19 protein-coding genes and 1 pseudogene are annotated in these 19119 nt (G+C 72.5%); 12 read left to right on the top strand and 8 right to left on the bottom strand.

Annotated features, from left to right (window positions below; genetic code table 11):
- Positions 1–74: 74 nt before the first annotated feature.
- From H9623_RS14900 to H9623_RS14870, 8 genes and pseudogenes are all read left to right on the top strand, one after another.
- Positions 75–1121 carry an ABC transporter ATP-binding protein gene (locus tag H9623_RS14900; RefSeq protein WP_193720815.1) on the top strand — a complete coding sequence of 349 codons (1047 nt, stop codon included), beginning with the start codon at positions 75–77 and terminating at the stop codon, positions 1119–1121.
- Entirely contained in the window at positions 1121–2053 is a 933-nt protein-coding gene (locus H9623_RS14895) for an ABC transporter permease (RefSeq protein ID WP_193720814.1), read from the top strand. The genes H9623_RS14900 and H9623_RS14895 overlap by 1 nt, the downstream gene beginning before the upstream one ends.
- Complete coding sequence (locus H9623_RS14890) at positions 2050–2664, top strand: dihydrofolate reductase family protein (RefSeq protein WP_321575470.1); 615 nt, start codon at positions 2050–2052, stop codon at positions 2662–2664. Before H9623_RS14895 ends, H9623_RS14890 begins: the two co-directional genes overlap by 4 nt.
- Positions 2665–2736: 72 nt before the next feature.
- On the top strand, positions 2737–3276 hold the full coding sequence (locus tag H9623_RS14885; RefSeq protein ID WP_193720813.1) for a DinB family protein: 540 nt from the start codon (positions 2737–2739) through the stop codon (positions 3274–3276).
- Positions 3277–3331: 55 nt separating this feature from the next.
- The gene (locus H9623_RS14880) at positions 3332–3646 is read left to right on the top strand and encodes a hypothetical protein (protein WP_193720812.1); all 315 of its coding nucleotides are present in this window, start codon (positions 3332–3334) and stop codon (positions 3644–3646) included.
- 51 nt (positions 3647–3697) lie between these two features.
- Positions 3698–3982, top strand: coding sequence for an HAD hydrolase-like protein (locus H9623_RS19850; protein ID WP_321575469.1), 285 nt, complete (start codon positions 3698–3700; stop codon positions 3980–3982).
- A pseudogene (locus tag H9623_RS14875) lies at positions 3898–4368 on the top strand (HAD family hydrolase); the annotation flags it as partial. The gene H9623_RS19850 and the pseudogene H9623_RS14875, both read left to right, overlap by 85 nt.
- Before the next feature lie 111 nt (positions 4369–4479).
- Positions 4480–5274: a MerR family transcriptional regulator gene (locus H9623_RS14870; RefSeq protein WP_193720811.1), complete on the top strand. Its 795-nt coding sequence runs from the start codon at positions 4480–4482 to the stop codon at positions 5272–5274.
- A 58-nt stretch (positions 5275–5332) separates the two neighbouring features.
- Here H9623_RS14870 and H9623_RS14865 read toward each other — a convergent pair whose 3' ends face one another.
- The 6 genes from H9623_RS14865 to H9623_RS14840 all read right to left on the bottom strand — a co-directional run bounded on the left by H9623_RS14865 (position 5333) and on the right by H9623_RS14840 (position 12311).
- A complete protein-coding gene (locus tag H9623_RS14865) occupies positions 5333–6277 on the bottom strand; it encodes an Abi family protein (RefSeq protein ID WP_227748722.1) in 945 nt (314 codons plus the stop codon).
- A gap of 228 nt (positions 6278–6505) precedes the next feature.
- Positions 6506–7411, bottom strand: coding sequence for a heme ABC transporter ATP-binding protein (locus H9623_RS14860; protein WP_227748721.1), 906 nt, complete (start codon positions 7409–7411; stop codon positions 6506–6508).
- Positions 7408–8418, bottom strand: a complete 1011-nt coding sequence (locus H9623_RS14855; RefSeq protein WP_193720829.1) for a FecCD family ABC transporter permease — start codon at positions 8416–8418, stop codon at positions 7408–7410. Before H9623_RS14855 ends, H9623_RS14860 begins: the two co-directional genes overlap by 4 nt.
- Positions 8419–8639: 221 nt before the next feature.
- The gene (locus H9623_RS14850) at positions 8640–9893 is read right to left on the bottom strand and encodes a heme/hemin ABC transporter substrate-binding protein (protein WP_193720809.1); all 1254 of its coding nucleotides are present in this window, start codon (positions 9891–9893) and stop codon (positions 8640–8642) included.
- Between the two features lie 262 nt (positions 9894–10155).
- Positions 10156–10830 (bottom strand): biliverdin-producing heme oxygenase, encoded by a 675-nt coding sequence (locus H9623_RS14845; protein ID WP_321575468.1) that lies wholly within the window; start codon positions 10828–10830, stop codon positions 10156–10158.
- A 161-nt stretch (positions 10831–10991) separates the two neighbouring features.
- Complete coding sequence (locus tag H9623_RS14840; protein ID WP_193720808.1) at positions 10992–12311, bottom strand: MFS transporter; 1320 nt, start codon at positions 12309–12311, stop codon at positions 10992–10994.
- A gap of 246 nt (positions 12312–12557) precedes the next feature.
- Here H9623_RS14840 and H9623_RS14835 point away from each other — a divergent pair, with 246 nt between their 5' ends.
- Entirely contained in the window at positions 12558–13628 is a 1071-nt protein-coding gene (locus H9623_RS14835; RefSeq protein WP_193720807.1) for a protein kinase family protein, read from the top strand.
- Between the two features lie 42 nt (positions 13629–13670).
- Here the strand turns inward: H9623_RS14835 and H9623_RS20065 are convergent, their stop codons facing one another.
- Positions 13671–14480 carry a CPBP family intramembrane glutamic endopeptidase gene (locus H9623_RS20065; RefSeq protein WP_193720806.1) on the bottom strand — a complete coding sequence of 270 codons (810 nt, stop codon included), beginning with the start codon at positions 14478–14480 and terminating at the stop codon, positions 13671–13673.
- 40 nt (positions 14481–14520) lie between these two features.
- Positions 14521–15126, bottom strand: a complete 606-nt coding sequence (locus H9623_RS14825) for a TetR/AcrR family transcriptional regulator (protein WP_193720805.1) — start codon at positions 15124–15126, stop codon at positions 14521–14523.
- 140 nt (positions 15127–15266) lie between these two features.
- Between H9623_RS14825 and H9623_RS14820 the strand changes: the two genes are divergently transcribed.
- The 3 genes from H9623_RS14820 to H9623_RS14810 all read left to right on the top strand — a co-directional run bounded on the left by H9623_RS14820 (position 15267) and on the right by H9623_RS14810 (position 18986).
- Positions 15267–16661 (top strand): GAF domain-containing protein, encoded by a 1395-nt coding sequence (locus H9623_RS14820; protein WP_321575467.1) that lies wholly within the window; start codon positions 15267–15269, stop codon positions 16659–16661.
- 167 nt (positions 16662–16828) lie between these two features.
- Complete coding sequence (gene adh, locus H9623_RS14815) at positions 16829–18352, top strand: aldehyde dehydrogenase (protein WP_193720804.1); 1524 nt, start codon at positions 16829–16831, stop codon at positions 18350–18352.
- 151 nt (positions 18353–18503) lie between these two features.
- On the top strand, positions 18504–18986 hold the full coding sequence (locus H9623_RS14810; protein ID WP_321575472.1) for a DUF779 domain-containing protein: 483 nt from the start codon (positions 18504–18506) through the stop codon (positions 18984–18986).
- The last annotated feature ends 133 nt before the right edge of the window (positions 18987–19119 follow it).

Below are 19119 nucleotides of genomic sequence, written 5' to 3'. Positions count from 1 at the left end.
CCTCTTCAGTTCCCGTACACCGTATGCTAACGTGAAAATTCATTCCGGTACACCGTACGCGAGAGGCGTGAGCCATGATCCACACCGAAGGGCTGACCAAGACATTCCACCGCAAGAAGGAGGTCGTCGAGGCGGTCAAGGGGATCGACGTCGACGTCCGCGAGGGGGAGCTCGTCGCGTTCCTCGGCCCCAACGGCGCAGGCAAGTCCACGACCCTGCGCATGCTCACGAGCCTGCTCGAACCCACGTCGGGCAGGGCAGAGGTCGCCGGGTTCGACATCCGCACCCAGCCCGCCGAGGTCAGGTCCCGGATCGGGTACATCGGCCAGGGCAACGGGGGAGGGTTCTCCTACCGGGTCGCCGACGAGCTGCACAACCAGGGGCGCTTCTACGGGCTGCCCGCGAGCGAGTACCAGCGCCGGGCCGCGGACCTCCTCGCGGCGCTCGAGCTCGACGGCCTCGGCAAGCGCACGGTCCAGAGCCTGTCGGGCGGGCAGCGCCGGCGTCTCGACGTCGCGCTCGGCCTCATGAACCACCCGCCGCTGCTGTTCCTCGACGAGCCCACGACGGGCCTCGACCCGCACAGCCGCGCCAACCTGTGGGAGCACATCGGCGTCCTGCGCGAGCGCTACGGCATGACGATCGTCCTCACCACGCACTACCTCGACGAGGCCGACTCCATGGCCGAGCGCGTCGTCGTCATCGACCACGGCACGATCGTCGCCGACGCCCCGCCCGCCGCGCTCAAGCGCGACCACGCGGACGACGTCGTGACGCTCGTCGTCGCCGGCACGCCCGGCTCCCCGGCCCAGGTGCCCGACGACGTCACGCGCGTCCGCGCCGCCCTCGCCCCGGTCGTGGGCGAGGTGGGGGGCGGAGCCGGCGAGCCGGGTCGCGGCGGATCCGACGGACCCGGCGACAGGCTGCACGCGACCGTCGGTGCCGGGGGAGACGTCACCGTGACCCTCTCCACGACGCACGGCGCCGACCGGCTGCCCGAGGCGATCGAGTCCCTGCGGGTCGCAGGGCTCTCGGTCCGCTCGGCGGGGCTCAAGCAGGCGAGCCTCGACGACGTGTTCCTCAACCTGACCGGTCGGAGCCTGCGCGAGGAGGCGGCGTGATGGACGAGCAGGACACGACTCGAGGTGCCGAGCCCGCGGTCGCTCGGGCACCGGGCACCGCCAGCCTGACGAACGTCGGGATCGGCACCACGAGCGGGCCACGGCCCGGGGCGAGGCAGGCGACCGACCGGCGCTCCGACGTCGGGCGCTCGGGGACCGCGAAGTTCCTCGGCGACACCTGGGCCGTCTTCACGCGCGAGATCCTCCTGGTCCTGCGCGACCCCTTCACCCTGATCTTCTCGCTGCTCCAGCCGCTGATCTTCCTGGGCCTGTTCGGGCCGCTCCTGACCGGCGCCGTGGGCGGCGGCATGGGTGGCCCCGGCGGGACCACGGCCGCGACCCTCCAGTGGTTCGTGCCCGGCGTGATCGTCATGATCTCCCTGTTCGGGACCTCGATGACGGGCTCGAACCTGCTCTACGAGATGATGACCGGCTCGTACGAGCGCGTCCTCGCGACGCCCCTCGACCGGTCCGCGATCCTCGTCGGCCGCGCGCTCAAGGAGTTCGCGCCGCTCGTCGTCCAGGGGTTGCTGATCGCGCTCGTGTGCATCCCCTTCGGGTTCACGTTCTACCCGCTGCACGCGATCGCCGGGCTCGCGCTCCTGGGGCTGTTCGGGGTCGGCGTCGGGGCGCTGTCGTGCGCGCTCGCGCTCGCCGCGAAGAACCGCGAGTGGCTGTTCTGGGGCGTGCAGCAGTCGCTCCTGTTCCCGCTCCTCATCCTGTCCGGCATGATGCTCCCGCTCGAGGCCGGCCCGTCGTGGATGCAGACCGCGGCGAAGTTCAACCCGCTGACCTACATGGTCGACGCCGAGCGCGCACTGTTCGGCGGGACGTTCGCGAGCACCACGGTCCTGTGGGGCGTGGTCGCCGCGGCGGTCACCTGCGCCGTCGGCCTGTTCGTGGGTATCCGCCGGACGCGGAAGTCGGTGTGAGCCGCGTGGGCAGGGTGACGTTCGACGTCGGGCTGCCGCTCGACGGGTACGTCGCGGGACCGCACCAGTCCCTCGAGAACCCCCTCGGGGAGGGCGGCGAACAGCTGCACCGGTGGATGTTCGAGGAGCCCGAGGCCAACACGGCCGCGCTCGAGTCCATCGCCGCCCCCACCGCGTTCGTCATGGGACGCAACATGTTCGCGCCCGGTCGCGGCCCGTGGGACGAGGCCTGGAGGGGATGGTGGGGCGAGGAGCCGCCCTACCACGCGCCCGTGTTCGTGCTCACGCACCACCCACGCGAACCCCTCGTCATGCAGGGCACGACGTTCTTCTTCGTCACGGACGGGATCAAGTCCGCGCTGTCGCAGGCGCTCGCCGCCTCCCGCGACGGGCACGTCGGGATCGCGGGCGGCGCCTCGACCATGCGGGCCTACCTCGCGGCGGGCCTCGTCGACGAGTTCGGGCTGCACGTCGCCCCCGTGCTCCTGGGGGCGGGCGAGCGGTTGCTCGAGGGCCTGGGAGGCCTGCGCGTCGAGCCCGGGCCGGTGAGCAGCAACCACCTGGTGACGCACCTGTCGTACCGCGTGGTGCGTGGGCTCGTCGGGGAATGACGGGTGCCAGGTCGACGTGCCCGCACGTCGACCTGGCGCGGGTGACACGCAGGTCTCGCTAGGGTCGGGTCCGTGGACGACGACCCCCGCACCATCCCGCAGCGCTCGGGAGACGAGCTGACCGTCCTCACCGAGTTCCTCACCTACCACCGCGAGACCCTGCGGCTGAAGACGGCCGACCTCGACGCCGAACAGCTCGTCCGCGCGCACGGCCCGTCGAGCATGACCCTGGGAGGCATGGTCAAGCACCTCGCGGTCGTCGAGTCCTACTGGTTCACCGAGGTGTTCCAGGACGGACCGGCGATGCCGCCGCTCGACGCCGTCGACTGGGACGCCGACATCGACTGGGACTGGCACAGCGCCGCAGGCGCCACGGCGACAGAGCTCTGGGGGCTCCTCGACCGCGCCATCGCCGCCTCGGACCTGGTCGTCGCGCAGACCCTGGCGGACCCGTCCCGTGAAGGGCTCGACACGCGCTCGGCGCGAGCGAACCGGGACGGGGAGCGCTGGAACCTGCGCTGGATCCTGGTTCACATGATCGAGGAGTACTCGCGGCACAACGGGCACGCCGACCTGATCCGCGAGGCGATCGACGGGAGCGTCGGAGAGTAGGGGCTGCTGGCGTGGGGCGTTGCGGCCTCGTGGCCGGTCGGCCAGGATGTGCGCCATGACTCCACCCTCCGTCCCCGGACCGGTACCCCCACGCTCCCGCGGCGCCCTGGGGCGGGGAGGACTCGTCGGCCTCGTGGCAGGAGTGCTCCTGGTCGGCGTCGGCGGGTGGTTCGCGTCGAGGCCGACCACGTTCGGGTGGTTCGCCTACGCCCCGCTCGCGGACGCGACCTACGTCCCGCCACGACCTGCCTCGCACTCGCTGGGCCTGGCCGCGGTGGGGGCCGGGCTGCTGGTGCTCGGCTTCGTGGCCGGGTGGGGGCTCGCGAGGCGCCGGGGTGGTCAGGCACGGCCGAGCGACCCGCCGGGATAGCGGCTCGGCGGTAGCGTCGGCCGGGCGGCACCGCGGGGGAGAATCGACCCCGTGACCACCGCGAACCCTCCCTACCGACTCGCCCTCCTCGACCTCGACGGCACGCTGACGGACTCGGCCCCGGGCATCCTGTCGTCGATCCGGCACGCCTACGGGGCGCTCGGGATCCAGGTGCCGACCGACGAGACCCTGCAGAGCTTCGTCGGCCCGCCGCTCGCCGAGACGTTCGCGCGGCACGGTGTCCCGGCCGACCGCGTCCCCGAGGCCGTCGCGGCGTCTACGCCGCGGGGCGCATGCTGGAGAACTCCCTCTACCCGGGTGTCCTGGAGTGCCTGACGGCGGTACGCGACGCGGGCGTCCGGCTCGCGGTCGCGACCTCCAAGCCCGAGGTCTACGCACGCCGCATCACCGCGCACTTCGGGATCGACGACCTGGTCGAGGGCGTCTACGGTGCGACCCTCGACGGGACGCGCGGCGCCAAGGCGGACGTGATCGAGCACGCGCTCGCGTCGCTGGCCGCCCTCCCGCCCGGCCCGCCGCCGCGCGAGGAGATCGTCATGGTCGGCGACCGGGAGCACGACGTGCTGGGGGCCGCCGCGCACGGCATCGGCTGCATCGGCGTCGCCTGGGGCTACGCGGTGCAGGGCGAGCTCGAGGCGGCGGGCGCCCTCCGGGTCGTGGCGACCACGGACGAGCTCGCGCGGGTGCTGCGCGGCGAGTGACGGCGTCGGGCCGGGGGAACCAGGGGTTGACCTTGACGTAACGTCAACTTCTAGGGTCGATCGTGCTGCCTCACCCGAGGCGACCAGGACCCCTGGGAAGGAGGAGAACGCATGACCGCACGCACCGAGCCCGCGACCGACTGGTCGATCCAGGAGATCGCCCGCCTCGCCGGGACCACGAGCCGCACGCTGCGTCACTACGACGACGTCGGGCTGCTCGCGCCCAGCAGGGTCGGGCACAACGGCTACCGGTACTACGACGGGCCCGCGCTCGTCCGGCTCCAGCGGATCCTCCTGCTGCGGGAGCTCGGCGTGGGCCTCCCGGCCATCGCCGAGATCCTCGGCCGGGAGGACGCCACGAGTGCCGCCGCGCAGGCGACGGCCCTGCGGACCCACCTGGACGCCCTGCGGGCCGAGCAGCAGCGGCTGGCGCGACAGATCGCGTCGGTCGAGCGCACGATCACGACCATGGAAGGAGATGGGCGACTCATGGCGGACGACATGTTCGACGGGTTCGACCACACGAAGCACGAGGCAGAGGTCACCGAGCGGTGGGGTGCCGACTCCTACCGGACGGGCGACACCTGGTGGCGCGGGCTGTCCCCGCAGGACAAGGCTGCGCACCAGGAGCAGACCCGGCGGCTCGCCGCGGACTGGGCGGCCGCCGCACAGGCCGGGCTCGCGCCCGACGGCGACGAGGCGCAGGCGCTCGCGCGGCGCCACGTCGAGTGGCTGAGCGGGATCCCGGGCACACCGGGGCACGGCTCGGCACCGGTCAAGGAGTACGTCGTCGGGCTCGGGGAGATGTACGTGGCCGACGAGCGGTTCGCCGCGAGCTACGGCGGCGTCGAGGGGGCGACGTTCGTGCGGGACGCGCTCGCGGTGTACGCGGACCGGCACCTGTAGCACACGGGTCCCCGGCCGCCCGGCCAGATCGGCTCCTGCTACTCCGCGTGGCTGCTGACTAGGACCGGCTGTCAAGGGAGATTGAGGAGCGCGCAGCCAACCGCTCGGACCAGAACGGGTCTGACCGCCAGTCAGGCGGTATGCCCATCCCCGCAAGGGGGACGTCGGGATGCTGGTCGAGGAGCGAGCTCAACCGGCGGGCCCACGATGATCGTGGCGACACCACGCACAGGACGCTCTGGAGAGACACGAGCACGGGGTAGAGACGCCTCAGACGGACAGAGGACGAGAGCGTGTCCGCATCGGCGAGCCAGTGCACGGACGGGGACGTCGGTATGGCGGGGTAGACGCCGAGCCCGACGTTCCACAAACGCCCGTGGTGCGCGCAGACGTTGCGCACCCGGACGTAGGTGCGCAACCAGGACAGCAGCAGGGGACCAGGGAGCCCCAGCGGTCGAGCCACTCGTGTCACGTCGGCCGCCCTGGCCAGGTTGGTGACGAGGTTCGATAGCTGACCCAAGGTCAGTGTCTCGACCATCAGCCATGACGGCGGGAGCTCTGGTTCTCCGTAGGTCGTTAAGTAGTGCTCGAGGGCAGACGCGTGTGCAAGGTCCCCCTCCGAGTGCTCCGGCGAGGACGCAAGCTGACCCTCGCAGGTTCGACGGAGCATGGTGAGAAACTGCCGGTGCTTGAAGTGATCGCGAAAGTGCGCGACGTCGACGTACCAGAACGGGTCGTCGTGCTGCACGGACATGTGGTCTGTAAGACTCGATCGCACGGATACCTCGATCCGTTCGATGGCGTCCATGAGCAAGAGGCGGAGCTTGCGGTCGAAGACGTAGAGATCGAGCACCTGGTCGAATGTTGTGCCGTCTCTCAGGCCCTCGGCGGTTCGGGCTGCCCGGAAGGGGATCAGGTAGGGCGATATTCGGTAGTAGCCCACGTGGCGGAGATAGCGAACTGTCCGGTCTGGATCCCGGACGACGAGGCCCCGCTCGATCATGCGGTCGACCAGGGCGTCGTGCGTCAGCGCAGGCTTGGAGTATGTGAGGACTCCCCGCGGGCGCTGCGGGCGTGCTGGCATCCTGGTCTGCCCCCTGAAATAGAAAAAATCCCCCGGTTTGCGCATCGTCGAGAGGCGTGGGGGATGTAGTGCTAGAAGGCTAGCGTTCGGACGTTGTGGAGGCAAGCCTGAAGGCAGGCGGTGGGGATACTTCTCGACGGCAGTCCTCTACCGCGACGCCAGGGAACGCGCCGGCAGGATGATCGGTGACCCGCCGCCCGGGTGCTCGACGACCTCGACCGGGTAGTCGTACACCTCGCTCAGCAGCTCGGCCGTCAGGACCTCACGGGGCGGACCGTCGGCCACGACGCGCCCGCCCGACAGCAGGGTCACCTGGTCCGCGTACGCCGACGCGAGCCCCAGGTCGTGCACGACGACGACCACGGCACCTCCGGCCTCCGCGTGCCGTCGCGCGATCTGCAGCACGAGCTCCTGGTGCTTGAGGTCGAGCGCGGCGGTCGGCTCGTCGAGCATCAGCAGACCTGTCCGCTGCGCCAGGACGCGCGCGAGCGCGACGCGCGCCTTCTCACCCCCGGACAGCGACGGGAAGTGCCGGCCCGCGAGGTGCGACACGTCGGTCGCGGCGAGGGACTCGGCCACGACCTGGTCGTCGGCCTCCTCGAGGGGCGTGCCGCGCCACGGAGCGCGGCCCATCTGCACGACGTCGAGCGACGTGAACGGGAAGCTGAGGTGGATCTGCTGCATGAGCACGGCCCGGCGCATCGCGAGCTCGGTCGGGCTCCAGGACCGCAGGGGGGCGTCGTCGACCAGGACCGACCCGCCGTCGAGCGGCAGGTCGCCCGTGAGCGCCCCGAGCAGCGACGACTTGCCCGCACCGTTGGGTCCGAGCAGCGCACGGACCTCACCTGCCCGGACCGTGACCGACACGTCGCGCAGCACGGGCGTCCCGTCGAGCGAGAGCACCGCACCGCGCGCCTCGGTCACGACGGTCCCCGGGGTGGGGACGGCGGGCAGCCGCGACGAGCGTCGCCGCCCCGTGACCGCGGTCCGCAGCGACGACCAGAAGCTGCTGCCCTCGTGCCGCGACTCGGGGTCCACCATGTCGCGGGTCATGCCCAGCCTCCCTGGCGAGAGCGCGTGCGGCGCAGCAGGTAGAAGAAGAAGGGGCCGCCCACGAGCGAGGTGATCATGCCGAGCGGCAGCTCGACGTTGGCGACGAGCGAGCGGGAGACCAGGTCTGCGAGGAGCAGCACCACGGCGCCGCCGAGCGTCGAGGCGGGGATGAGCCAGCGGTGGCTCGGCCCGCAGACCATGCGGACCAGGTGCGGCACCACGAGCCCGACGAACGCGATGATCCCCGTGAACGCGACGCCCGCGGAGACGAGCAGCGCGACGAGCACGATCACGATCTGGCGCAGCCGCTCGACGTCGACGCCCAGGTGGTGCGCGGCGCGCTCGCCCAGGGACAGCAGGTCCATCTGGCGGCGCAGCAGCATCGCGCCGGTCACGCCGACGATCGCGATGGGCGCGACGACCGCGACCGACCCCCACGTGGCGCCGCCGAGCGAGCCGAGCTGCCAGAACACGATCTGCTCGCGCGCGGCAGGGTCGGCGACGAACGTGAAGAACGCGAGCAGCCCGCCCGCGAACGCGTTGACCGCGATGCCCGTGAGGACGAGCGTCACGACCTCGGTGCGCCCGCCGGACCGCGAGAGCGCGTAGACGACGAACGTCGTGATCAGTCCGCCCAGGAAGGCCGCGGCGGCGACCCAGGTCCCCGAGACGAGCGAGCCCGCGGTGACGATGACCGCGCACGCCCCGACGGCCGCGCCCGCCGAGACGCCGATCACGCCGGGCTCGGCGAGCGGGTTGCCGAACACGCCCTGCATGAGCGCGCCCGAGCACGCGAGCGCGGCCCCGACGACGATCGCGAGGACGACGCGCGGGAAGCGCACGACCCACAGCGTGTTCTCGCCCTGCGGGTGCGAGGGCATGGGGCCGATGTCGAGGCCCATGTGGTGCATGAGCGAGCCGAGGACCTCGGCGGGCGACACGGGCACCTGCCCCGTCATCCCGGACAGCACGGTGAGCACGAGCAGCGCGACGCCGAGCCCGACCATGAGCCAGGTCGCGGCGCGGCGTCGGCCGCGCCCCACGGCGGGCAGCGCGTCGGGCGTCCGCGTGCGGCGGCCCTGGCCACCAGCAGGCCCGACGGCGCCGCTCACCGCGGTGCCCGGCCCGCCACGGTCGGTGGTCGTCCCGTCCGCGGTGCGCTGCTCGGAGGTGAGGGAGCCGGAGGTGGTGCGCGACGTCGTCGGGCCTGCGGGGCGGGAGGCAGGTGTCACGGGGCTGCGGTCCCGGCGGCGGCCGACGTGCCGGCAGCCCCGACCGTGCTCAGGTCCGGTGCGGGGACGCCGTAGAACGCCTCGACGAGCGACGCGATGGTCTCGCCCGTGCGGGGGCCGAACGTCAGGAGGCGGCTGCCGTCCATGTCGATCACGCGCCGGCTCTGGCCCGCGGGCGTCTGGGCGAGGCCAGGGATCGCGAGCATGGCGTCGAGCCCACCGCTCGACTCGAGGCCGTCGGTCATGACGAGGTAGGCGGCCGGGGCCGCGGAGATGATGGCCTCGCTCGTGACGGGTGCGTACTGCTGCGTGAGGCCGATCGTGGTCCCTGCGTCCTGGCCGCCGATCTCGCGGATCAGGTCGTCGGCCCCGGAGCCCGGCCCGAACAGCATCTTGATGTTGGAGCCGCGCAGGTAGAGGAACGCGACGAGGGGGTCTCCCGTGTTCGCGGGGACTCCCGCGAGCGCGGCGCAGACCTGCTGGTCGGTGCGCTCGACGAGCGCGGCGCCGGCCTCGGGGACGCCGAGCGTGGTCGCGACCGCGGTGATGCGGTCGTCGATCCCGTCGAGCGTGCGGGCCTCGTCGAAGTAGACGACGGGGATGCCCGAGGACTCGAGCTGCGAGCGGGCGGTGTCCGTGAGGAGCGTCGCGTCGGTCAGGATGACGCTCGGGTCCAGGCCGAGGATGGTCTCGATGCTGAGGGCGTGGCCCGCGCCGGTCACGACGGGGACGTCGGCGGCCTCGGGGAAGCCGGTGGGCAGGTCGCGGCCCACGACGTTCGCGCCCAGGCCCAGGCTGTAGACGATCTCGCCGAGCGTGCCGTACAGGTCCACCGCGATGATGCGCGAGGCATCGGTGACGGTGACCTCGCGGCCGTCGAACGACTGCACGGTCACGGGCAGCGTCGGGGTGGGGGCCGTGGCGATCGGGTCGATCACGTCGTCGGTGAACGTCGCGGTCGTCGGGCCGGTCGGGAACGTCGCGGGGTCCACGGTGGGACGCTCGCCCGTCTCGAGGGCCGTGCACGCGTCGAGCGTCGCGGTGGTGTCGGCCTCGGGGGCGGCCGGTGCGGCCTGGTCCGTGGTGGGTGCCGGTGTCTGGCTCGGCGGCTCGTACGGGAGCGGGGCGCAGCCGGTCACCAGCAGGACCGCGGCGAGCCCTGCGACGCCGACGGCGGACGAGCGTCGCAGGCGACGCGTCCGCGGACCGCGGCGCTGCTCGGTGGACGGTACGCGGGCAGGGTGCGACATCACAGGGGCTCCAGCAGGGGTCGGCCGCCCGCACGAGGGGCGGCTCCGGGTAAGTTGAGGCTAACCTACGTCCGCCCCCAGGAGGTGCACGGGTCCCAGGATCTTCTGTGATCTTGGAGACGTCGGGGGGGCTCGGGCCGACCCGTCGCCGGTGCCGAGCAGGCGGTCGCGGTGCGCACCGGGCCGTCGACGAACCTCGACCGCCCGCTCGACGAGCCGCAACCACCTGTTCGGCGCCGAGCCCGGCGCTCTCAGCGAGCCGTCAGCAGTGGACCGCGCCGAGCTCCGCGAACAGCGCGCTGTTGAGGCGGAACGCGCGCTTGGCCTCCGCGACGGTCTCGGCGAGCTGCTCGTCGGTGAGGTCCAGCGAGTCGAGGCGCTCGCGGTAGACGTCCTTGAAGGGCTTGGCCTTGGGGATCTCGTCGAACGTGTAGAACGCCAGGCCGTCGGGGCCGAGCCCGTAGTGGCGCTCCATCATGCGCTTGATGATCTGACCGCCCGACAGGTCGCCCAGGTAGCGCGTGTAGGCGTGCGCCGCGTAGGCGGGGAGCGACGTGCCGACCTCGAGCAGACGGGCCACGTAGGCCTCGGTCGCGGGCAGGATGCGGATCTCGGTGGCCCACTCGGGTCCGACGAGGAACGCGAGGTCCTTCTCGATCGAGGGCGTGCGGGTCAGCTCGTCGAACACGAGGGTCGCACCCTGTGCGTCGTCGCGGATCTGGGCGCTGGCCTGCTCGAGCGCACCGTAGATCGCGTACTGCTGCGCGGCGAGGTCGGTGTAGGCGGCGACGTCGAGCTCGCCTCCCATGAGCTTCTCGACGAAGCCCGTGGTCTCGGCCTGCTCGTGCTCGGGGCGAGTGCCCTCGCGCAGGCGGAGCGACAGCGACGCGGGTGCGGCGCCGGTGGGGAGGGTCTCAGCGGTCATTTCAGCGGTCACGAGGGGCTCCTGCGGTTCGTCGTGTCACGTGCACGACGTCGGCACGTGCGCCAGGAGGGTCGGCGCAGGATCCGCGGTGTGTCGTGACACATCGTCATGACGTCGCGTCAGGAACGATACAACAGTGAGGTGAGGTTTACCTATGCTCTGTGGGCGAGATCTCACGGACTGGGAAGCGCGTGCTCCGCGACGTCCTCGGGGTCGGGCAGCCCGTGCAGGAACCGGTAGCCCACCAGGGAGACCACGACGGTGAGCCCGCCCGCGACGATCAGGGGGGTCGTGAGGTCGATCCGGGCGAGCAGCCCGCCCAGCAGCGAGCCCAGCGGCATGGTTCCCCAGAGCAGCGTGCGCCACGTCCCGTGGACCCGGCCCAGCAGGTGGCCCGGGATGGCGGCCTGCCGCAGCGACATGACCAGGACGTTCCACACCGACGTCGAGCCGAACGACACCGCGAAGCACACGACCGCGACCGGGATCGTCGGGAAGAACCCCATGACGACGAGCGCGACCGGCCCGACGAAGTTGGCCGCGGCCATGACGGGACCGGCCCCGAACCGGTGCTTGAGCGGGCTCACGACCGCCGCTCCGAGGATCCCGCCGACCGCCCCCGAGAGCATGAACACCCCGAACCACTTCTCGGGGACCTCGAGCCGTTCGAGCACGAACAGCACGTCGGTCGCGATCGCCGCCGAGAAGAACAGGGCGATGAGGATGCTGAGGAACCACAGCGGGCGCAGCATGGGGTGGCTCATGATGAAGCGGTAGCCGTCGGTGAGCTGGCGGCGCAGCGTCGTGCGGACGGGCGGGAGCGCGGGGTGCGCCTGGTGCGCCTGGTGCGCGCGGTGGGCGCCGGCCGCCGCTGCGGGCAGGAAGAACGCGAGGACCCCTGCGACGGCGTAGGACAGCGCGCCGATCCCGAGCGGGATGACGACGGCCACGGCGAACAGCGCCGACGTCAGGGGGACCGCGAGGAAGTTCTGCACGACGAGCTCGCCCGCCTCGATGCGCGAGTTGGCGCGGGGCAGGTCGGCGCGGCGCACGATCGCGGGGACGACGGCCCGGATCGCGCCGTCGTACAGCGTCTCGAGCGCTCCGTACGCGAAGATCACGACGTACAGCCACCAGATGGTCAGGGTGCCGGTCGCGAAGAGGGTGATCAGCGCGACCGCGAGGAGCGTCCGGGTGCCGTTCGCGATCGTCATCGCGTGGCGCCGGTCGATCCGGTCGAGCAGCACGCCCGACGGGATCGCGAAGAACAGCCAGGGGAGCATCGCGACGGCGGCGATGCCCGCGACGAGGAGGGGGTCGTCGGTCAGGCGGGCTGCGAGGAGCGGTGCGGCGACGCGCGCGATCCCGTCGGCCAGGCTCGAGCTGATGTTGGCCGTGAAGACGTTGGCGAAGGACCGTCCGAGCCCGCGCCGGGCGGGTTCCTCGGGGTGCCCGGGCCGGGCTGGGGGACGTGGCGGTTCTGCGGGGGGCACCGGAGCACTCTAGGCGCGCGTCCCGCGAAACGGGTGCCCGGGGCACGGGCGTCGGGGGACGGCGACGACGACACCTGGCCCGCTCGGAGCGGTGGGCCGACCCGCGGGAGCCGCGCTCCGTCGTCGGGCCGGGAAGGCCACGGGCACCACGTGAGAGGCTGTCGGCGGCTCCCGCCGCGATGTCCGCCGACACGGCGTGCACGAGAAGCAGGTGCCCGGCTGGAGGCGGCGTTGAAGAGCCCTGACATGTCCCGTGCCTCTCGCCTGGCCGTCCACGGGGCCGTCTCCACGTCGCTCTCGCTGTGCAGCGACCGCAGGCTGCGGGAGCTGGTGGACGCGGGCACCCCGATCGGATCCGGCATCGGCGGGACGACGGTCCTGCTGGACGTCGACGGGGCCCCGGTCTTCGTCAAGCAGGTGCGTCTCACCGACCTCGAGCGGCAGCCGGAGAACCTCCGCTCCACGGCGAACCTGTTCGATCTGCCGAGCTTCTGCCACTTCGGTGTCGGCAGCATCGGCGGCCCGGGGTTCGGTGCATGGCGCGAGCTGGCCGTGCACGTGATGACGACGAGCTGGGTGATCACGGGGGACTACGAGGGGTTCCCCGTGATGCACCACTGGCGGGTGCTGCCGGACGCCGGTCGGCCGCTGCCCGAGGAGCTGGCGGACGTGGACCGGGCCGTCGCCTACTGGGGAGGCGGGCCGGAGGTGCGGCGCCGGATCGAGGCTCTCGCGCAGTCCTCGGCGAGCCTCGTGCTGTTCCTCGAGTACGTCCCGCAGACCCTGCACGCCTGGCTGGGTGACCAGGTCGGGGCGGGGGGAGAGGCCGCCGAGAAGGCCTGCGCCCTGGTCGACGACGAGCTGGAACGCGGTATCTCGTTCATGAGCTCCCAGGGGCTGCTGCACCTCGATGCTCATTTCGAGAACATCCTGACCGACGGTGAGCGGCTCTTCTTCGCCGACTACGGCCTCGCGATCTCCTCCCGGTTCGAGCTCACGCAGGGCGAGACCGACTTCTTCCGCGAGCACCGCGACTACGACCGCTGGTACAGCGCCACCTACCTCGTGAACTGGCTGGCCGTCGCCCTGTACGGCTACGGGCCGGAGGAACGCAGCGCGTTCGTGCGCTCGGTCGCCGAGGGAGCGCCCCCTGGTGCGGCTCCCGCGGGGGTCGCCGCCGCCCTGACCCGACACGCGCCGGTCGCAGCGGTGGTCGGGGACTTCCACCTGCGGTTCCGCCGGGAGAGCCGGGAGACGCCCTATCCCCTGGAGGCGATCCGCAGGGTCGGGCAGCGGACGGTCCCGCCGGGAGCATGACGGGACGTCGGGGTGGCGCGAGGCCCGCGCCGGGCGTGCGCCCTAGGCCGCGACGTCCTGCGTCCTGCGCGCCACGAGCGCGCTCTTGCCGCGCTTGCGCTGCGCTGCCGCGAACATCGCCATGAACACGGCCGTGGTCACGAGCGCGGCGATCGCGTTCGCGACGGTGCCGTCGGGCGTCGAGTGCCGGTCGCCGAGGGCGAGCAGCAGGGCGAGGTTCACGAGCCAGTGCACGAGCGTCGCGAGCGCGACGCGCTGCCACACGGTCCCGCGGCCGAAGTGGCCCACGAGCACCGAGAGCGCGACGGTCGCGAGCAGGAAGGCCACGACCACGACGGGGCCCGCGGTGAAGATCTGCACGTGCCACACGCCCCACACGAGGCCCGTCACGATGCTCGCGGCCAGGAGCGAGAACCGGTTCTCGAGCAACGGCTGGAGCATGCCGCGCCACCCGATCTCCTCGCCGGCCGCACCCACGAGGTACGTGAGCGTGAGCACGACGAACGGCACGCCCGCGACGCCGTGCGCGCCCTCGAGCGGTTCGCCCTGCACCAGCAGGACGGTGACGAGCACGCCCGCGTACAGCAGGCAGGCCGCGAGCGCCAGGACCAGGTGCGCGACGACCTGACGGCGGGGGACGGCGTCGGGCAGGAGGGGCGCGAGGCGCCCACGGAAGATCGCGAGCGTGATCCCGGCCCCGACCGCGGGGCCGAGCTGGACGAGCGCGAGCACCGCCGGGTCGATCCCCGAGGCGGGCTGGAGCTGGAGCAGCGCGCCCGATGCGACGAACGTCAGCAGGACGAACGTGAGGGTCGGGGCGAGGAAGGTGCGGGCCGGGGCGGTCGAGGTCACGCCGCAGGTTCGCAGCGCGCCGCGCGGGGTGTCAAACGGCTCAGCCCGCCACGAGCTCCTGCGTGCCGACGGCGCGCAGGACGAACGCCTCGGTCGCCTCGATCGCGCGCTCGCGTGCGGCGGGGTCCTCGGGGATGTGACGTCCCGAGAGGCACGCGTTGACGAGCTGGACCGTGGTGCCGAGGTCCTGGTCGGGGAACTCGCCGCACGCGATGCCTGCGGTGAGGATGCGGCGCAGGGTGTCCTCGACGATCACGGCGTGCTCGCGCAGGCGCTGCTGGGTGCCGCGCGAGAGCACGGTGCGCAGGTCCGGTCCGGGCGCGAGGTGGAAGACGCGCTTGAGCTGCGCCTGCTGGCGGATGTAGGTGCGCAGCTGCTCGACCGGGTCGTCGACCCCTTCGAGCGCGCGCTCCAGGGTGCCGACGTACTGCTCGGTCTCGTGGGTGATGAACCCGAGGAGCAGGGACTCCTTGTCGGGGAAGTGGTTGTACACCGCGGTGCGTCCCACGCCGGCCGCCGCGGCGATGTCCGCGAGGGAGATCGCGTCGAAGCCGCGGTCCATCATGAGGTTCGAGAGCGCCGCGAAGAGCTTCTGACGGGTCTGTGCGCGGTGCTCGTGGAGCGAACCGCCGATGATCTTCGGCATGCTGACATCATAGGCACTTCGTGTCAGATTGCTAATCCGCACGATTCCGGGCCTCCCGGACCCCAGGACGGCGCACGGCTCCCGACCTACACTGGCCCCAGGACCGGCAGGACTCGACGAGGGCGTCGAAGGGAGCGATCGTGACCGACCATCCCCAGCGCCCCGACGCCCACCCGTCCGACCCTCCGCCGGACAGCCCGCGCCCCACCGGGCCCGGCAGCAGGCCCGGCACCGTCGGCGTGCGCGCCGCGCACAGCGCGTTCCTGAGCACGGGAGCGCTCCCGTTGGGGGTTCGACCGCTCGTCGCGGCGTCGTGGCGCCGCAGCGCGCGCAGCGGGGTGGACCCCGACGTGGCCCACCCCGAGGTGTCGATGTCCGACCAGGACCTCACGTCCTACCGCGCACACCACCCGCTCGCCCGCGCCATGCCGATCGTGCGCGACCTCCTGGTCGAGGGGCTCGCAGGGGAGAGCGCGGTCGTCGCGATGACCGACGACGCCGGTCGCCTCCTGTGGGTCGAGGGCAGCGCGCGCGTGCGCGACGACGTGGCGCGCATCGGGTTCGTCGAGGGCGCGGTCTGGCGCGAGGAGCGCGTGGGGACCAACGCGCCCGGCACGGCCCTCGCGACCGGGAGCGCCGTCCAGGTCCTCGGCGCCGAGCACTTCACGCGTCCCGCCCAGTCCCTCAACTGCGCGGCCGCGCCCGTCCGCGACCTGCGCACGGGCCGCATCCTCGGCGTCCTCGACGTCACGGGCGGTCAGGTCGCGGCCTCGGGCGTCGTGCTCTCGCTCGTCCGGGCCTCGGTCGCGGCGGTCGAGCGCGAGCTCGCCGAGCACGGCACCGAGCACCGTCCGGGCGCCGACGCTGCCACGGGTGGCCACGGGTTCGCGCCGCGGCTCGACGTCCTGGGGGCGGCCAGCGGCGTGCTGCGCGCGGCGCCGGGAGCGGCCGCGGGCTGGCCCGGCCCGGGGACCTACGCGACCGTGCCCGACGGCGGGACGCACGCTGCGCCGTCGGGCCGACTGAGCCTTCGCCACAGCGAGATCCTGCTGCTGCTCGCCGCGGCCCCGCGCGGGCTCGCCGCCGACGAGCTGGCCGTGCTGCTGCACCCCCACGAGCTCTCCGACGTGACCGTGCGGGCCGAGGTGTCGCGGCTGCGGCGGGCGGTCGGACCGTTGCTGGGCGGGTCGCGACCCTACCGGCTGGGGGCGCCGCTGCGCACCGACCTCGACACCGTGCGGCACCTGCTCGGTGCCGGTGACGTGCACGCCGCGCTCACGGCGTACGCGGGGCCGGTCCTGCCGCGGTCGGTCGCGCCGGGGGTCGAGCGGCTGCGCGACGAGCTGTCGGCCGAGGTGCGCGGCGCGGTCCTCGCGTCGGGCGACCCCGGCGCGGTGGCGCGGTGGCTCGCGAGCGACGAGGGGGCCGAGGACCACGCGGCCTGGCACCGGCTCGCGGCGCTCGCCGCCCCCGGGAGCCCCACGGCCGCGCGGGCCCGGGCGCGGATCGCGCTGCTGGACCGCTCGCTGCGCTGAACGTTCTGACAGCGTGACTGCAACGCTCCTGCAACCCTGCCCCACGTAGCCTCCGGTGCACCCGGGCGCAACGGTGCGCCACGGGTCGTGGACCACGCGGGACGGCGGGCAGACGGGCGGCGGCGGTCCACGACAGGCAACAGAGCACTGCGAGGAGGCAGACGCACATGACCGTCTACGCTGCCCCGGGCACCCCCGGAGCGATCGCCGAGTACAAGTCCCGTTACGACCACTGGATCGGCGGCGAGTACGTCGCCCCGGCGAGCGGCCGGTACTTCGAGAACCCGAGCCCCGTCACGGGCCGCACCTTCACCGAGGTCGCGCGCGGCACGGCCGAGGACATCGACCGCGCCCTGGACGCCGCGCACGGCGCCGCCCGCACCTGGGGCCGGACCACGGCGACCGAGCGCGCCGTGATCCTCAACAAGATCGCCGACCGCATGGAGGCCAACCTCGAGAAGATCGCGGTCGCCGAGACGTGGGAGAACGGCAAGCCCGTGCGCGAGACGCTCGCCGCGGACATCCCGCTCGCGATCGACCACTTCCGCTACTTCGCGGGCGCGATCCGCGCGCAGGAGGGCTCGATCTCCGAGATCGACGAGGACACCATCGCGTACCACTTCCACGAGCCGCTGGGCGTGGTCGGGCAGATCATCCCGTGGAACTTCCCCATCCTCATGGCCGTGTGGAAGCTGGCGCCCGCGCTCGCGGCGGGCAACTGCGTGGTCCTCAAGCCCGCCGAGCAGACGCCCGCGTCGATCCTGTTCCTGATCGACATCATCGGGGACCTGCTGCCCCCGGGCGTCCTCAACGTGGTCAACGGGTTCGGGGTCGAGGCGGGCAAGCCGCTCGCGTCGAGCCCGCGCATCCGCAAGATCGCGTTCACGGGCGAGACCACGACGGGCCGGCTCATCATGCAGTACGCGAGCCAGAACATCATCCCGGTCACGCTCGAGCTGGGCGGCAAGTCGCCCAACCTGTTCTTCGAGGACGTGGCGCGCGAGAAGGACGACTTCTACGACAAGGCCCTCGAGGGGTTCACGATGTTCGCCCTCAACCAGGGCGAGGTGTGCACGTGCCCGTCGCGCGCGCTCATCCAGTCGTCGATCTACGACTCGTTCCTGGGCGACGCGATCGAGCGGACCAGGGCCGTCAAGCAGGGCAACCCCCTGGACACCGAGACCATGATCGGCGCGCAGGCGTCCAACGACCAGCTCGAGAAGATCCTCAGCTACATCGACATCGGCAAGGCCGAGGGGGCCAAGGTCCTCACGGGCGGCACGCGCGCCGAGATGAGCGGCGACCTCGCGGGCGGCTACTACGTGACGCCCACGATCTTCGAGGGCAAGAACTCGATGCGGATCTTCCAGGAGGAGATCTTCGGCCCCGTCGTCGCGGTCACGGACTTCGCCGACTTCGACGACGCGATCACGGTCGCGAACGACACCCTGTACGGCCTGGGCGCGGGCGTGTGGTCGCGCGAGGCCAACATCGCCTACCGGGCGGGCCGCGAGATCCAGGCGGGTCGCGTCTGGACGAACTGCTACCACGCGTACCCCGCGGCGGCGGCGTTCGGCGGGTACAAGGGCTCGGGCGTGGGCCGCGAGAACCACAAGATGATGCTCGACCACTACCAGCAGACCAAGAACCTCCTGGTCAGCTACTCGGCCACGAGGCTCGGCTTCTTCTAGGCCGTCGTGCCACGGCGGGCGGGGCCGGCGGGCCCCGCCCGCGCTCGTCCGTCCGTCCGTCCATCACGAGGGGAGAAGGATCATGCCCGACGACGTCACACCCGCCCCGCAGGTCACCGCGCCCGGGGTGGTGGGTTCCTCGCCCGGGGAGGTGCCGGCCGAGAGGGTCGCGCTGACCCCGGCCGCCGCCGAGCTGCTCGCCCGGCTGCGGGTCCAGTACGGCGAGCTCATGTTCCACCAGTCCGGGGGGTGCTGCGACGGCTCGTCGCCCATGTGCTACCCGCAGGGCGAGCTCATCACGTCGGAGGCCGACGTCCACCTGGGCGACCTGGTGGTGGCCGACCCGTTCTCCGAGCTCGCCGAGGCCGAGCTCGCGGACGTCGCGCTCACGGGCCCCTCGGGTCCGCTGGGTGTCGCGGGGGACGACCCGCCCGCCGGGGCGGCGCCCGGTGCGGACCTCGACGGGGCGACGTTCACGGTGCCGTTCTGGATGAGCCGCGGCCAGTTCGAGTACTGGAGCCACACGCACCTGACGGTCGACGTCGTGCCGGGACGTGGCTCGGGGTTCAGCGTCGAGGCACCGGAGGGCGTGCGGTTCATCATCCGGTCGCGGCTGTTCTCGGACGAGGAGTAGGCCGTGCTCGCGAGCCAGGTGCTGTGAGCCCGGCCGTCGGCCGACGCGCCAGGACCGGTGCGGCCTCGGGTGCGCACCGGCCCTGACACGCGCGGGCCGGGGCGCGGATCACCCCCCACCCGTCGTCCGCCGG

The organism is Oerskovia douganii (assembly GCF_015142735.1).
GTDB classification, from domain to species: domain Bacteria; phylum Actinomycetota; class Actinomycetes; order Actinomycetales; family Cellulomonadaceae; genus Oerskovia; species Oerskovia douganii.
Note: the sequence above shows the minus strand (reverse complement) of the source record. Positions and strands in the feature narration are given on the sequence as shown.

Excerpts from the sequence above, each read along its gene's own strand:
- H9623_RS14900 (WP_193720815.1), top strand. The coding sequence starts at position 75 with ATGATCCACACCGAAGGGCTGACCAAGACATTCCACCGCAAGAAGGAG.
- H9623_RS14895 (WP_193720814.1), top strand. The coding sequence starts at position 1,121 with ATGGACGAGCAGGACACGACTCGAGGTGCCGAGCCCGCGGTCGCTCGG.
- H9623_RS14880 (WP_193720812.1), top strand. The coding sequence starts at position 3,332 with ATGACTCCACCCTCCGTCCCCGGACCGGTACCCCCACGCTCCCGCGGC.
- H9623_RS14870 (WP_193720811.1), top strand. The coding sequence starts at position 4,480 with ATGACCGCACGCACCGAGCCCGCGACCGACTGGTCGATCCAGGAGATC.
- H9623_RS14865 (WP_227748722.1), bottom strand. The coding sequence starts at position 6,277 with ATGATCGAGCGGGGCCTCGTCGTCCGGGATCCAGACCGGACAGTTCGC.
- H9623_RS14860 (WP_227748721.1), bottom strand. The coding sequence starts at position 7,411 with ATGACCCGCGACATGGTGGACCCCGAGTCGCGGCACGAGGGCAGCAGC.
- H9623_RS14855 (WP_193720829.1), bottom strand. The coding sequence starts at position 8,418 with ATGGTCGGGCTCGGCGTCGCGCTGCTCGTGCTCACCGTGCTGTCCGGG.
- H9623_RS14850 (WP_193720809.1), bottom strand. The coding sequence starts at position 9,893 with ATGTCGCACCCTGCCCGCGTACCGTCCACCGAGCAGCGCCGCGGTCCG.
- H9623_RS14835 (WP_193720807.1), top strand. The coding sequence starts at position 12,558 with ATGTCCCGTGCCTCTCGCCTGGCCGTCCACGGGGCCGTCTCCACGTCG.
- H9623_RS14825 (WP_193720805.1), bottom strand. The coding sequence starts at position 15,126 with ATGCCGAAGATCATCGGCGGTTCGCTCCACGAGCACCGCGCACAGACC.
- adh (WP_193720804.1), top strand. The coding sequence starts at position 16,829 with ATGACCGTCTACGCTGCCCCGGGCACCCCCGGAGCGATCGCCGAGTAC.